The following is a 14,144-nucleotide window of genomic DNA, read 5'->3' on the forward strand; positions in this document are numbered from 1 at the left end:
CAAATCGAATGTCTGTTTTTAGCGAGGCGGGCGCGCACCGGCACCCGGGCCACCACGACCTGCTCCGGGTCCAGCACCAAAAACCGGCTTCGGCTTCATCGGCAGCAGGCCTTCGCGCTGCATCTTCTTGCGCGCAAGCTTGCGGGCGCGGCGCACGGCTTCGGCCTTTTCGCGAGCCTTCTTTTCAGAGGGCTTTTCGTAATGACCGCGGAGCTTCATCTCGCGGAAAATCCCCTCGCGCTGCATCTTCTTCTTCAGCGCCTTGAGGGCTTGATCGACATTGTTATCGCGAACGAGAACCTGCACGCGGCATCCTCTTTAATTGTACAAATTGAGAATTCGTCAGACAGCGGAAGGCCGACAAAGGCCGAGCCCTCAGTGTCGAGGCCGCGGATGTACCAGATTAAAGCGCGGATGTCCACCGTTGGGCGGTGGTTCGATCCGCGGTAAAACGTCGAAAATTCAGGTGAAAAGGGCCGCTATTGGGTCAGGAATGCTTCACATCCACGTTTCTATGGTTCCTGATCGGGATGGTTGATCCCCAACCAAGGGAGGCGTGTCATGGATGTCAGGAAATACGCGGCCGAACTGATCGGCACTTTTTGGCTGACTTTTATGGGATGCGGCAGCGCGGTCATCGCGGCGGCGTTTCCGCAGGTCGGCATCGGACTGCTGGGCGTTGCTTTTACCTTCGGTCTGAGCGTCGTCACCATGGCCTACGCGATCGGGCACATTTCGGGCTGCCATCTCAACCCGGCGATCACGGTGGGTCTGACCGCGGGCGGCCGGTTTCCGGCCGGCCAGGTGGTGCCGTACGTCATTGCGCAGGTGATCGGCGCGGTCGCGGCGGCGGCGCTGCTCTATGTGATTGCCAGTGGTGCTCCGGGCTTCGATGTTGCCAAGGGCTTCGCGTCGAACGGCTACGGCGAGCACTCGCCCGGTCACTACAGCCTCATGGTCGGCTTCATCACCGAAGTGACGATGACGGCCATGTTCCTGTTTGTCATCATGGGATCGACCCACGGCAGGGCCCCGGCGGGTTTCGCGCCGCTGGCGATCGGGCTCGCGCTGGTGATGATTCACCTCGTCAGCATTCCCGTCACCAATACGTCGGTGAATCCGGCGCGCAGCACCGGTCCGGCGCTGTTCGTCGGCGGTTGGGCCCTGCAGCAACTCTGGCTGTTCTGGGTGGCGCCGCTGATCGGCGGCGTCATCGGCGGCGTGGTCTATCGCGCGCTCAGCGACGAGCCGGAAGGCGTCGTCGCGGGAAAATAGCGTTACGTGTCATTGCCGGGCATGGCCGTTCGAAGGACGGCGTCGCTTCGCTCGCCTATGCGAAGAACGGCATCGCCTGCGCTCGCCTATGACCCGGTAATTCATCCTTTTGGGAAGATGGATGCGCGGATCAAGTCCGGGCATGACAAGACAGGTCCGGAGTAAGCCGAACAACGCGTCCCATCGTCAGCCGCGGCCCTTGACCTCGGTGACATGCTTGATCTCGGTGACATGGCCCATCTTGCGGCCGGGGCGCGGCGCGCCCTTGCCGTAGATATGCACGGCTGCGCCCGGCACGGTGAGCCACTTCCCGTAGTCGAGGATGTCGTCGCCGATCAGGTTTGTCATGACTGCGCTGCCGTGCCGGACCGGCTTGCCGAGCGGCCAGCCGGCGACCGCGCGGATGTGCTGCTCGAATTGCGAAATCGAGGCGCCGTCGAGCGTCCAGTGCCCGGAGTTGTGGACCCGCGGCGCGATCTCGTTGACGAGCAGCGTCGGCCCGCCGGCGCCCGGCACCACGAACATCTCGACGGCCAGTACGCCGACATAGTCGAGCGCGATCGCGATCTTTTGCGCGATGTCGCGCGCCTGAGCGGCGAGCGTATCGGGGATCGCCGCTGGTACGCGCGAATATTTCAGGATGTGATCGCGATGCTCGTTCTCGGTCACGTCGAAGCATTCGACGCCGCCATCGGCGCTGCGCGCGACGATCACGGAAATCTCGCGCTCGAACGCTACGAAGGCTTCCAGGATCGCCGCCTTGGTGCCGAGATCGTCCCACACCTGGCTGGGATCGTCTCCCTCGCGAATGATGGCCTGACCTTTGCCGTCGTAGCCGAAGCGGCGGGTCTTGATCACCGCCGGAAGGCCGATGATTTCGATCGCCTCGCGCAACGCCTCCGCCGACGCCACGTCGGTATAGGCGGCGGTGCCGATACCGAGTCCGGTGATGAAGTTCTTCTCAACCAGCCGGTCCTGCACCGTCTCCAGAATGCGATGGTTGGGTAGCACCGGCCGGCGCGCGGCGAGCACCATCGCGGTCGCCGCCGGGACATTCTCGAATTCATAGGTGACGACGTCGACGTCGGCTGCGAACAATTCCAGCGCCTCGACGTCGGCGTATTCGGCACAGGTGGCGTTCTGCACGACGTCGAACGCCGGCGAGTCCGGATCTGGCGAGAACACCTGGCACTTGAGGCCCAGGCGCGCCGCCGCCAACGCCAGCATCCGGCCGAGTTGTCCGCCGCCGAGAATTCCGATGGTGTCGCCCGGCTGAAGCGTCACCCGCCGAGAATCGCTCACGCCGATCCCTCCGGGCGTTCGCTCACCGCATCCGTCTGCCGCTTGCGCCATGCCGCGAGGCGGCTGGCGAGCGCCGGGTCGTTGAGGGCGAGCACGCTCGCCGCCAGCAGCGCCGCATTGATAGCGCCGGCCTTGCCGATCGCGAGCGTTCCCACCGGAATGCCGGCCGGCATCTGCACGATCGAATACAGCGAGTCGAGCCCGGCAAGTGCTTTGGATTCGATGGGTACACCAAGCACCGGAAGCTCCGTCAGCGACGCCGTCATGCCGGGCAGGTGCGCGGCGCCGCCCGCGCCCGCGATGATGACCTTGAAGCCCTCAGCCTTGGCGCCCCTGGCGAATGCGAACAGCCTTTCCGGTGTTCGGTGCGCGGACACGATTCGCGTCTCGCTCGTCACGTCAAGCGCGGTCAGCGTTTCCGCGGCGTGACGCATGGTCTCCCAGTCCGACTGGCTTCCCATGATGATGGCGACGGCGGTCATTCAGTATTTTCTTTCGGGAATCCAGAAATACAACCCGGATTATAGGAGTGCGTCTTGACGAGGCAAGCAGCCGGGAATGAACTATCCTTTCTTGGTGAACGGCGGCAAGCCTTGTGACGATGAAAAAGACACCGAAAGCGCCCACCTCCACGGCCGCGAAACGCAAGGCGAGCCGCCGCAAGGCCGCACCTGCCGCGCGGCTGGCGGCGCTCTCACCCAAGCGCCAAACGGTACAACGTGACGTCGCGGCCGACGCCAGAGGCGCCATCCGCCGCCTCAAATCCCAGCTCGCGGCGGCGCAGGAACGGATCGCGGATCTTGAGGCCTTCGCGGAGACCGATTTTCTTCTGGGCGTCCTCAATCGCCGCGGCTTCGAACGCGAACTTCGCCGCTCGGTCGCCTATATCCGGCGTTATCATGCGAGTGGTGCGCTGTTCGTGCTCGACGTCGATCGTCTGAAGCCCATCAACGACGCTCTCGGTCACGCGGCGGGAGACGCGGTGCTGAAGGCCGTGGTTGCGGCGCTGTCTCGACACGTGCGATCCTCCGACCTGATCGGGCGGCTCGGCGGCGACGAGTTCGCGCTGCTGTTGTGGAATCTCAGCGAGACCGACGCCAAAGCCAAGGCGTCGGTGCTCGAAGAGACCATCGACCGGCTGACATTGACTTTCCGCGGGCGGCCGATCACGGCCGGCGCATCGATCGGAGTCGCGATCCTCGGACCGCACGCCGACGCCGGCACGGCGTTGGAGCAGGCCGACTGCGCAATGTACGTCCGCAAGGCGCAGCGGCGGGGCGATTGAGAGGCGGTCGCATCAGCGGAACGCTCAGGCTGCGTTGCCATTCACTCGCGACAACTTTTCGAGCGCCGCCGGCATCGCATTCTGCACGCCCCGCCTGCCGCGGTCGGCTTCAGGCAATGATATCCGGCGTGATCTGGTCTTCGATGAAGGCGATGCGGTCGCGCAGTTGCAGTTTGCGCTTCTTCAACCGCTGCAGCCGCAACAAATCGGGCGCGGGCGATTGATGCAGGGCATCGATGGCGGCGTCGAGGTCGCGGTGTTCCTGTTGCAGCCGGGCGAGCTCAGCTCCGAGTTCGCGCTGTTCTTCGTCGGCCATGATGACGCACTGACTTGAATCGCGAAGAGTTTGCGAAGGGTTGTGAGTTTCAGCTTTGCGAGTTATCACCCTTGCGAGTTATCACCCTTGCCCGCGCGCCGCGCAAGTCGCCGGGTTCCGCGCTCACCGTCCATTTCTGATAATCCCGCAAATATTATTGACGCGCTTTTCTGTCCCATCGACAGCCGCCACGGTTCATGTACACTCAAGAATCCGAAGCGAATCTGAGGTTAATCCTACCGAGGAGGTTCGAATGGCAATTCAGGCGCATCTCGCTGAACTGGAACGGAAACATCGGATCCTGGAAGGCGAGTTGCACGATGCCCGCAGGCATCTTTCCACCGACGACCTGAGGATCGCCCAATTGAAGCGCCGTAAACTCATGCTTAGGGACGAGATCGAAAGACTGAAACTCGGTACGGTCGGGACCCTCCACTAAACTCTCGCATTCCCTGCCTTTGAGGGGCCGTGGCGCCTGCCGCCGCCGCCGATTGATTGCTGCCGGTCCGCGCGCCGAAGCCGGGCTTGTCTGGGTTACCTCCCGGCCAGCGCGGCGACATGGTCCGCGATCGCAAGTGACGACGTCAGGCCGGGCGATTCAATCCCGAACAAGTTGATCAGCCCGGCCACGCCGTGGTCGGCGGGCCCCTCGATCACGAAATCCTGCTGCGCGACGGCCGGCGGTACGATCTTGGGCCGGATTCCGGAATAGGCCGGGATCAGGGCGCCATCGGGCAGTTCGGGCCAGTAGCGCCGGATCGCCGGGTAAAACCGCGTCGCCCGCGCCGGATCGACATCATAGTCCGGAGTGTCGATCCATTCCACGTCGGGACCGAAGCGGGCCTGCCCCGCGAGGTCCAGCGTAAGATGCACGCCAAGGCCGCCGGGCTCCGGCACCGGATAGATCAGGCGCGAAAACGGCGTGCGGGCGCTGCAACTGAAATAGTTTCCCTTGGCGAGGTAAGCCGGTGGAATCCGGTCCACAGGCATGCCTTCGATGCTGCGCGCCACCGCCGCAGCGCCAAGGCCGGCGGCATTGATCAGCAGATCGCAAGCGAGCGTCATCGGCGTGTCGCCGCCGGTTTCGATTTCCAACCCGTGTGGCGTCGTTTTGGCGCGCAACAGCGGCGTGTAAAAAGCGAACGCCGCAGCGTCTCGCTCGGCGTCACCGCGCAATGCCAGCATAAAAGCGTGGCTGTCGATAATACCCGTCGATGGAGACAGCAGCGCGGCCACGCAGTGCAGCGCCGGTTCGAGCGTGCGGGCGTCGTCGCCGCTCAGGAGTTGCATGTCTTCGACGCCATTGGCCTCGGCGTGTGCCCTGATGGACCGCAACCTGCCGGCCTCCCGCTCCGTCGTCGCGACGATCAGCTTGCCGCAATTGCGGTATGGAATGCCGTACTCGCGGCAATACGCATAAAGTGCGCGCCGGCCACTGACGCACGTTCGCGCCATCAGGCTGCCGGCGGGATAGTAGATGCCGGCGTGAATCACCTCGCTGTTGCGCGACGACGTTGCCCTTCCGATCGCGTCCGCGGCCTCGAGAACGATGACCTCACGGCCGGATCGCGCGAGTCGTCGCGCGATCGCAAGTCCGACCACGCCTGCGCCGACGACTACGCACTCAACCCTGTCCATACGCGGCCTGGATCGATTTCTGACCGCTGTGAGGAGGTTTCGCGGTGAGGTCGTGAGAAAGCTTTGCGGTGAAAGAGAGCGCTCCCGCGGTTCTCACGGCGCACCGGTGCAATTCGCGCGGCCGGTCTCCCATTAGCCGGGTATTAATCATGAGAGAGCAATTGTGCAATCCAGGTCGCATTTTCCCATCGCGGGGGTAAGCATTTACCTGATTCAAACCCGTGAGGCCAGACACTCTGCCGGCAAATCTCGGGTGCGCGATGACTGGCAAGGATTGGCAGGCGGGCGGCAAGGGCGGCAAGAGCGTCGCTGCTGCGGTGGGGCTCGTATACGCCGCTGTCGCTGCGGCGCCCGCGAGCGCGTGGGCTGCGGCCATCGGATTGTCGACGGACAATCATATTACCGGGACCGATGCCGGCGTGGCTTGGGAAATTTTCACCGGCGGCTTTATTGCCGTTTCCTTTTTGGCGGCGGCCGCCATCTGGGTGACGTCCGTGCTGCGCAAGGCCAGGCGCTCTCTGCGCAGACACGCATTCGTCAGCTCTGGGCTGAACAATCTCAACCAGGGCGTGGTGATGACGGATTCGCGTCAGCGGATCATTTTCTGCAACGACCGCTATCTCGAAATCTATGGATTGCTTCGATCGGATATCCGCCCGGCTATGACGGACCCCGAACTTGGCGATCTGCGGCGCGCGCGCGGTGTGCTCGACGCCTGCAGTGACCAGTTCTATCGATTGTCGAATGCCTGCGATGGCCTCTTCACCGAACTGCCCGACGGGCGTTTGATCGCAGTGAAGCGGTTCAAGCTGCCGAACGGCGGCTCGGTTGCGACGCACGAGGATTGCAGCGAGCAGCGCAAGCTCGCCAGGCAACTGGCGACCACCAAGCAGTTTCTGGAATCGGTCATCGACAACGTGCCGGTGTGTATCGCCGCCAAGGGTATCGAAGACGGCCGCTACATTCTGGTCAACCGCGCCTTCGAGCGTTTCTCCCGCGTCTCGCGCGATTTCATCGTCGGCAGGCGCGCCGATGAAATCTTCCAACCCCAGACGGCCGCCAATATCGCCGCGACCGACCAGGTCGCGCTGGCCTCGCCCGACAGTCATTACTACAGCGAAATGGTATTTGAGCGGGGCTCGGAGAAGCGCACGCTCGCCAATAACAAGGTGGTCGCCCGCAACGAGGCCGGTCAGCCGGTGTTTCTGATCGCCCTGTTCGAGGATGTGACCGAGCGCAAGTCGCTGTCGCGCGAGCTGGAGAACGCCAAGAAGTTCCTCGAAACCGTCGTCGACAACATTCCGGTGTCGCTGATCGTTCAGTGCGCCAGCGACGGCCATTACCTGCTCGCCAACCGCCGGGCCGAGACGATTCTCAATCGCCGCCGCGAGGATGCAATCGGGCTGACCGCATCCGATATCTTCGGTCCGCGCGATGCGAAGCTGATCGTTGCCCGCGACGAAATGGCGGTCGGGAATGGCGGTCTTTTGACCGAAGAGCACCCGATCCGCACCAGCGAAGGGCTGCGGTTGTTCCTGACCCGCCGCGTTACGGTGCGCGGCGATGACGGCGAACCGCAGTATCTGATCAAGACGAACGAGGATGTGACCGATCGTCGCCAGACCGAGTCGCGCATGGCGCACATGGCCTATCACGACGGGCTGACCGATCTGCCGAACCGCACCGCGTTCCTGAAAGCGCTGTCGCAGATGATCGAGGCGTGTCAGGGCACGGACGATGAGTTCGCGGTGCTGTCGCTCGATCTTGACGGCCTCAAGGAGATCAACGACGTATTCGGCCACGCGGTCGGCGACAGCCTGCTGATCGAGGTGGCGCGCCGCATTCAGAGCGCGGCGCATGGCGGCCTCGTTGCCCGGCTCAGCGGCGACGAGTTCGGTGTGATCATTGATGGCAAGCAGCCCGCCGTTGGCCAGGCGCTCGCCCAACAGATCGTCGCGGCAATGGTTCCGGAATTTCTGATTGATGATAAATCCGTCCGGACGGGCCTTACCACCGGCATTTCGCTGTTCCCGCGCGACGGGACCGATCCCGCATCGCTGCTCGCCAATGCCGGCGTCGCATTGTTCCGCGCCAAGGCGAAATCGCGCGGCTCCATCTGCGTGTTCGAACCGGAAATGGATCGGCAGATCCGGGATCGCCGCGTGCTGCACCGGGATCTGTCGAACGCCATGCGGAACGGCGAACTGTCGCTGCACTATCAGCCGCAGGCACGCACGGGCCGCAAGCTCGTTGATGACGATGTGATCGGCTTCGAGGCGCTGACGCGATGGAGTCATCCGACCCGCGGCTTCGTTCCGCCCGGCGATTTCATTCCGCTCGCGGAGGAGAGCGGCCTGATCGTGGCAATGGGCGAGTGGATTCTGCGCGAGGCGTGCCGAGAGGCGGCGTCCTGGCCGAGCCCGAAGCAGATCGCGGTCAACCTGTCGCCGGTGCAGTTCATTCACGGCGACCTGGTCGGCCTCGTGCACTCTATTCTGCTGGAAACCGGACTCAATCCAAGCCGGCTGGAACTGGAAATCACCGAAGGCGTGCTGATCGAGGACTTTGAGCGCAGCCTGGCGCTGCTGCGGCGGCTGAAAGCGCTGGGCGTTCGCATCGCGATGGACGATTTCGGCAGCGGCTATTCGTCGCTGAGCTACTTCCAGGCGTTCCCGTTCGACAAGATCAAGATCGACCGTGGGTTCGTCATGTATCTCGGACGCAATCCGCAGTCCGCGGCGATCGTCCGGGCGGTGATCGGCCTCGGCCACGGCCTCGACGTATCGATCGTCGCGGAAGGCGTCGAGACGCAGGAGCAACTCGGCTTCCTCGCCGACGAGGGCTGCGACGCGGTCCAGGGCTTTTTCATCGGCAAACCGGAGCCGATCGCGCATTACGCCACCCTGGTCGGGCGTCCGCCCCGCATTCCCGAAGCGATCCGCCGCAAGGCCGGCTGAGACCGCATTCACCGCTAGAATAGAGCGTTTTCGAGCGAAGTGGATACCGGTTCGCGTGAAGAAAACGCGTCAAATCAAAATCATAGAGCCCGCTTCTGACTCCATCAGAAGCGAAAAGGCTCTAGTGGAGCGGATTTGACATTCGCTGCCCACTCAAGCGCAATCTCCGGGCGCGAATGCCGCATCCAAAACTCCGCCGGCAACGTGTATTGCCGGTGGTCGTTTGATTCCGCCATTCGCAAGGAGGCGCGCTGAAATTGCGACTGCTGGAATCGGATCACGGACCTTCATCACGAAACGAGACGGGATGGAATGACTGACGAGGCGAGACTTAGCCCCGATGCGGCCGGGCTGGCCGGCACGCCGCTGTTGCAGGTCGATGCGGTCGTCAAGCGCTTCGACGGATTTACCGCGGTCGATCGGCTGTCGCTCGACATCAGGGCAGGGGAGTTTTTCGCGCTGCTTGGGCCGAGCGGTTGCGGCAAGACCACACTGTTGCGGATGCTGGCCGGATTCGAGACGCCTGATACCGGGCGAATCCTCCTTGATGGCGGTGACATCGCCGGCGTTCCGCCGCATCAACGTCCCGTCAACATGATGTTCCAGAACTATGCGCTGTTTCCCCATCTCAGCGTGCGCGACAACATTGCGTTCGGGCTGAAGCGCGCGGGCTTGCCGCGCGCGGAAATCGCGAGCCGCGTTGCGGAAATGGTCGCGCTGGTGAAGCTCGAGGACATGGAAAAGCGCAAGCCCGACCAGCTCTCGGGCGGGCAGAGGCAGCGCGCGCGCTGGCGCGGCGTCCACGGTTGCTGCTGCTCGACGAGCCGCTCGCGGCGCTCGACAAGAAGCTGCGCGACAATACTCAAGCCGAACTGATGCGGCTGCAGCGCCAGCTCGGCATGACCTTCATCATCGTCACCCACGATCAGGAGGAAGCGATGATGATGGCGGATCGCATCGGGGTCATGAACTCGGGGCGTCTGGAACAGGTGGCGACGCCGCGGCAGCTCTATGAAGCGCCGAATTCGCGCTGGGTCGCCGGGTTCGTCGGCGGCATCAACATCATCGAGGGCAAGGTCGAATCGCGCGACGCCGGCCGCGTGACGGTCGCGACACAGTCAGCCGGCCGCGTGACCGCTGCGGCGGCCTTGCAGACGTTGACGGCAGACCAGGTCTGCGTTGCGATCCGTCCGGAGAAGGTTCGCTTGTCGCGGCGCGAGGGGGCGCCGGATGGGGGCCAAGCTGCGGAGATCAACCGCCTGGAAGGCGTCGTCGCCGGCATCAGCTATCTCGGCGGTCAGACCCGCTATCAGGTCAGGCTCGACTGCGGCACGCTGCTGTGCGCGTCGGTCGCCAACACCGCGCGGCTCGACGTCGATGCCTTTTATGCCGCGCAGCGCGTGGTGGCGTGGTTCGCGCCGGACGATTGCGTGGTGCTCGACCGATGAGCGGGCGGCGTCTTTTCTCGGTTCCGGCCCGCAGGGCGTCGGTCGCGCCGTTTCTGTGGATGCTGCTGTTCTTCCTGCTGCCGTTCGGCTTCGTGCTCAAAATCAGCCTGTCCCACACGGCCATCGCACAGCCGCCCTATCTGCCGGTGTTCGATCCGACCCAGGGCATGGCCGCCATCAAAACTGCCGTCGCGGCGCTGTCGCTCGAGAATTTCAGGCTGCTCGCGTCGGACCATATCTACATCCTGTCCTACCTGCGAAGCGTTGTCGTCGCGTTGACATCGACGGCAATCCTGCTCGCGGTCGGCTATCCCATCGCCTACGGCATGTCGCGGCTGCCGGCGCGGTGGCAACCGCTCGCGATGATTCTGGTGATCGTGCCGTTCTGGACCTCGTTTTTGATACGCGTCTATGCATGGATCAACATCCTCCAGCACGACGGTATTCTGAACAAGGTCCTGCTGGCGCTGCATCTGGTGTCGGCGCCGGTGGTGTGGCTGTCCACCGACACCGCGATGTTTATCGGTATCGTCTATTCCTATCTTCCGTTCATGATCCTGCCGCTCTATGCGACGCTGGCCAAAATGGATTCGGCGCTGCTGGAGGCCGCCGCCGATCTCGGTAGTTCGCGGCTGGCGACGTTCTGGCTGGTGACGTTTCCACTGTCGCTGCCGGGTATCGCCGCGGGCGCGCTGCTGTGCTTCATCCCCATCGTCGGCGAGTTTGTGATTCCGGATCTGCTGGCGGGATCGGATTCGCCGATGATCGGGCAGACCCTGTGGCTGGAATTCTTCACCAACCGCGATTGGCCGGTGGCGTCGGCGATCGCCGTCGTGCTGCTGGTGCTGCTGTTGGCGCCGCTTCTCGTCTATGAGCGGATGCAGCGCCGCCAGCTCGAGGGGAGGCGGTGATGGCAAAGCCAGCGCTCGCCAGACTGTCGCCGTTCAACGTCACCTCGCTCGCGCTCGGGCTGGCGTTTCTGTATCTGCCGATCGTCGTTCTCGTGATCTATTCGTTCAACGCCTCGCGGCTGGTGACGGTGTGGGGCGGCTGGTCGCTGCGCTGGTACTTCGAATTTTTCAACGATGCCGCGATGCTGTCCGCGGCCGCGATGAGCCTGCGGGTCGGCGCGGTCTCGGCCACGGCCGCCACCATCCTCGGCACGTTCGCCGCGGTAGCCCTGACGCGCGCCGATAACTTCCGCGGGCGCACGCTGTTCTCCGGAATGCTGTACGCGCCGCTGGTGATGCCCGAGGTGATCACCGGGCTGTCCTTGCTGCTGCTGTTCGTTGCGGTCGATGCCGAGCGCGGGTTCTGGACGGTCACGATCGCGCATACCACGCTGACCATGTGCTTCGTCGCCGTGGTGGTGCAGTCGCGACTCGGATCGCTCGATCGAAGCCTCGAGGAGGCCGCGATGGATCTCGGCTGCGATCCGCTGCGAGCGTTCGTTAAAGTGACGCTGCCGCTGATCCTGCCGTCGATCGCCGCGGGCTGGATGCTGGCCTTTACGCTGTCGCTGGACGACCTGGTGATCGCGAGTTTCACCACCGGGCCCGGCTCGACGACGCTGCCGATTCGGATCTACTCTGAGGTGCGCCTCGGCGTGAAGCCCGAGGTCAACGCGATCTGCACATTGATCATCGGATTGCTCGCGGTCGTCATCATCGCCGCATCGCTGGCCTCGAAACTGTCGAGCCGGCAGGGCGAAAGCGCAGCGCCGTTGTGAGGCCGGGCCGACGAGTCTTGGCTTGCAGCGAGCAGCGTCAGTTCGTGCGCGACGTTCCGGGCTCTGCCGGGGCGGCTGGACCGGCCGCTTCGGGAACCTCTTTCTGACCGGACAGACGCTCGATCACCGAGCGGACCGCGTCGCGGGTCTTGCGGTCCCTGACCGCATCGAGCAGCGGCGCCGACGCCTTGGACCGGCGGATCAGGCTTTCCGGATCGGGGAAGATCAGCGGATCGTCCCACGGTCCCTGGATCACGAACGGCAGGTCGAAATTGTCGGCATTCGCCGCCGGCGTCAGGCTTGCGATGCCCTTGAGATCGTAGTCGCGCGCCGGCACCGAGGCTGTGCCGGTGAGGATGAGACGCGCGGCCGGCCCCTCGACGCGCACATCGGTCGCGGTTGCGATGCCGTCGTTGAAACTGAGGGCGATGTTCAGCGTGTCGAACGGCGTCTTGCCGCTGCGGAAATTGCCGCCGCCGGAGAGCGGCCGGCGCTCCAGCCGCTTCAGCAGTTGCTCGATGTTGAACCCGCTGATGGCGCCGTCGTGCCCGGTCAGGGTCGCTGTCCCGTCGAGCGATTGCGCCAGTCCGAACGGGCTCGATCCCTTGGCCTCGAGCGAAACGTTCAGGTTGCCCCGCCCGGAGAGCCTGCCGGTGCCGAACAGATCGCTGGCGCAGGCTTGCAGATCGACGTCGGTGAGCTGAAACTGCGCCTTCACGTCGGCGGTCGCGTCGGCACGCGAGATGCCGAACGATCCTTTGGCGATTCCGTCATAGATTTGCGCCTCGCCGATGCTGAGCGCCAGCGTTCCGTTGCGGAGGTTGGCGCCGAGTGCGGTTTTGCCGAGCCGGGTCGAGCCGACGGTAACCTTCGCCGCCGAAAGCCGCATGTCGAGGTCGGTTGCGGACAGCGCATGCAGATCGAACAACTGTCTGTTCCAGTCGCGGGCGCCGCTGGCGAGCAGACGGATAGTCTGGACATAGGGCGTGAAATCGAGCGCGCCGGCTGCCAGCGTCGCCTGCAGGGTCTGCCGTCCGTTGTTGGCGTAGGTCATTACGCCTTCGGCGACATTGCCGTCGATCTCGATGTTGACGTTGGTCAGCGCGATCGATGCGCCGATCATGCTGGCGCGTGCCTTGAGCGCGAAGCGGCCGAACCCGCCGCTGCCGGGCGGAGGCTGTCCGATCCAGCGCAGCGCCTCGCGCAACGAGGTGCTGTCGGCGGTCAGCGTACCTTCCATCATCAGGCTGACCGGGTTCGCGACCGTGCCGTCGAACGCGAATTTCAGCGGCGCGCTGGCAACCTTGACCTTCAGGCCGGATCGTTCGCCGGACAGCGCGGCAAGAAAATCGCTGAGGCTGATGCTGCCGTCGATGCGTTCGCCGCGCCAGTCGAACTGTCCGGTCGCGGCGAACGAGCGGGAGATCGAGGGCCAGGCCAGCGACAGGTCGATGTCGCCGAGTTTCTCGGAAACCTCGTTGGCGGTATCCTCATAGCTGAGTTCGCCATCCTGGACCCGGATTTCCGAGAATGAGACCGGGCTGTCGGCTCCGGGCTTCATGGTTCGCGCGATCGTTTCCACGAACGGGATCCAGTTGCTTTGGCCATCGGCGGCGCGCGTCACGCGGATGTGAGGGCGCAACAACATGATGTCGGCGATCTGGAAGCGCTGCATCAGCAGCGGAAGCAGGCGCAGATTGGCGGTCAGCACATCGACACTGAGCGCGGGAGCGCCGGCGTCGCTGCCCTTGATGCGGACATCATGGAACGAGACATAGCTGCCGGGAAAAACCGAGACGTCGATGCGGCCGTCGGCGACGAAGTCGAGGCCTGTTACGGCGCTGATCTGCGTTTCCACCGCCTGGCGCAAGGCGTCGCGGTCGAGCAGCCGCGACATGGAGATCAGCCCGGTCAGCCCGATCAGCGCAACTCCCAGAATGGCCGCGACCGATATTCCCAGGCGCTTCATTCCTTGGGCCATCGTCTAATGACATATCCGGGGTTGAGTGACGCTCGCCGAGCGGTCGGGAACCGGTCCGGCGCGCCCGCAACTTGATTGGTTTTCTTGACGCTTTCAAGGCCGTGAGAACGGCCCATACCGCCAATTGACGCACCGCGAGGATTTTGCCCTAATACGCGCCATCAATCGTGCCCGGCGCGCTGGCAGGCGGCGCCTTCCTCCTTCAGGTCGCCC

At 64.0% G+C, this 14,144-nt stretch carries 12 protein-coding genes and 1 pseudogene; 7 read left to right on the top strand and 6 right to left on the bottom strand.

What is annotated here, in order from left to right; all coding sequences use genetic code 11:
- Positions 1-18 precede the first annotated feature (18 nt).
- Positions 19-306, bottom strand: a complete 288-nt coding sequence (rpsU, locus tag NHAM_RS06290; protein ID WP_011509754.1) for a 30S ribosomal protein S21 — start codon at positions 304-306, stop codon at positions 19-21.
- Positions 307-561: 255 nt separating this feature from the next.
- Here rpsU and aqpZ point away from each other — a divergent pair, with 255 nt between their 5' ends.
- On the top strand, positions 562-1,275 hold the full coding sequence (aqpZ, locus tag NHAM_RS06295; RefSeq protein WP_011509755.1) for an aquaporin Z: 714 nt from the start codon (positions 562-564) through the stop codon (positions 1,273-1,275).
- 186 nt (positions 1,276-1,461) lie between these two features.
- Here aqpZ and NHAM_RS06300 read toward each other — a convergent pair whose 3' ends face one another.
- Together NHAM_RS06300 and purE are read right to left on the bottom strand one after the other, a co-directional pair.
- A complete protein-coding gene (locus NHAM_RS06300) occupies positions 1,462-2,577 on the bottom strand; it encodes a 5-(carboxyamino)imidazole ribonucleotide synthase (RefSeq protein WP_011509756.1) in 1,116 nt (371 codons plus the stop codon).
- A complete protein-coding gene (gene purE / locus NHAM_RS06305) occupies positions 2,574-3,059 on the bottom strand; it encodes a 5-(carboxyamino)imidazole ribonucleotide mutase (RefSeq protein WP_011509757.1) in 486 nt (161 codons plus the stop codon). The genes NHAM_RS06300 and purE overlap by 4 nt, the downstream gene beginning before the upstream one ends.
- A 119-nt stretch (positions 3,060-3,178) precedes the next feature.
- On the opposite strand from purE, the gene NHAM_RS06310 reads away from it, so the two are divergent.
- Complete coding sequence (locus tag NHAM_RS06310) at positions 3,179-3,862, top strand: GGDEF domain-containing protein (RefSeq protein WP_011509758.1); 684 nt, start codon at positions 3,179-3,181, stop codon at positions 3,860-3,862.
- Between the two features lie 109 nt (positions 3,863-3,971).
- Here NHAM_RS06310 and NHAM_RS24700 read toward each other — a convergent pair whose 3' ends face one another.
- Entirely contained in the window at positions 3,972-4,178 is a 207-nt protein-coding gene (locus NHAM_RS24700) for a YdcH family protein (protein ID WP_081434963.1), read from the bottom strand.
- 253 nt (positions 4,179-4,431) lie between these two features.
- On the opposite strand from NHAM_RS24700, the gene NHAM_RS06320 reads away from it, so the two are divergent.
- Positions 4,432-4,617 carry a YdcH family protein gene (locus NHAM_RS06320; RefSeq protein WP_011509760.1) on the top strand — a complete coding sequence of 62 codons (186 nt, stop codon included), beginning with the start codon at positions 4,432-4,434 and terminating at the stop codon, positions 4,615-4,617.
- A 95-nt stretch (positions 4,618-4,712) separates the two neighbouring features.
- Here the strand turns inward: NHAM_RS06320 and NHAM_RS06325 are convergent, their stop codons facing one another.
- On the bottom strand, positions 4,713-5,816 hold the full coding sequence (locus NHAM_RS06325) for an NAD(P)/FAD-dependent oxidoreductase (protein ID WP_011509761.1): 1,104 nt from the start codon (positions 5,814-5,816) through the stop codon (positions 4,713-4,715).
- Between the two features lie 260 nt (positions 5,817-6,076).
- On the opposite strand from NHAM_RS06325, the gene NHAM_RS06330 reads away from it, so the two are divergent.
- From NHAM_RS06330 to NHAM_RS06345, 4 genes and pseudogenes are all read left to right on the top strand, one after another.
- On the top strand, positions 6,077-8,773 hold the full coding sequence (locus NHAM_RS06330; RefSeq protein WP_011509762.1) for a sensor domain-containing protein: 2,697 nt from the start codon (positions 6,077-6,079) through the stop codon (positions 8,771-8,773).
- Positions 8,774-9,085: 312 nt separating this feature from the next.
- A pseudogene (locus tag NHAM_RS06335) lies at positions 9,086-10,221 on the top strand (ABC transporter ATP-binding protein).
- The gene (locus NHAM_RS06340; protein WP_011509763.1) at positions 10,218-11,132 is read left to right on the top strand and encodes an ABC transporter permease; all 915 of its coding nucleotides are present in this window, start codon (positions 10,218-10,220) and stop codon (positions 11,130-11,132) included. The pseudogene NHAM_RS06335 and the gene NHAM_RS06340 overlap by 4 nt, the downstream one beginning before the upstream one ends.
- Positions 11,132-11,950: an ABC transporter permease gene (locus NHAM_RS06345; protein WP_011509764.1), complete on the top strand. Its 819-nt coding sequence runs from the start codon at positions 11,132-11,134 to the stop codon at positions 11,948-11,950. Before NHAM_RS06340 ends, NHAM_RS06345 begins: the two co-directional genes overlap by 1 nt.
- 37 nt (positions 11,951-11,987) lie before the next feature.
- On the opposite strand, the gene NHAM_RS06350 is transcribed toward NHAM_RS06345, so the two are convergent.
- Positions 11,988-13,931, bottom strand: a complete 1,944-nt coding sequence (locus tag NHAM_RS06350; RefSeq protein WP_041357781.1) for an AsmA family protein — start codon at positions 13,929-13,931, stop codon at positions 11,988-11,990.
- Between the last annotated feature and the right edge of the window lie 213 nt (positions 13,932-14,144).

The sequence above is a fragment of the Nitrobacter hamburgensis X14 genome, from assembly GCF_000013885.1.
Classification (GTDB): domain Bacteria; phylum Pseudomonadota; class Alphaproteobacteria; order Rhizobiales; family Xanthobacteraceae; genus Nitrobacter; species Nitrobacter hamburgensis.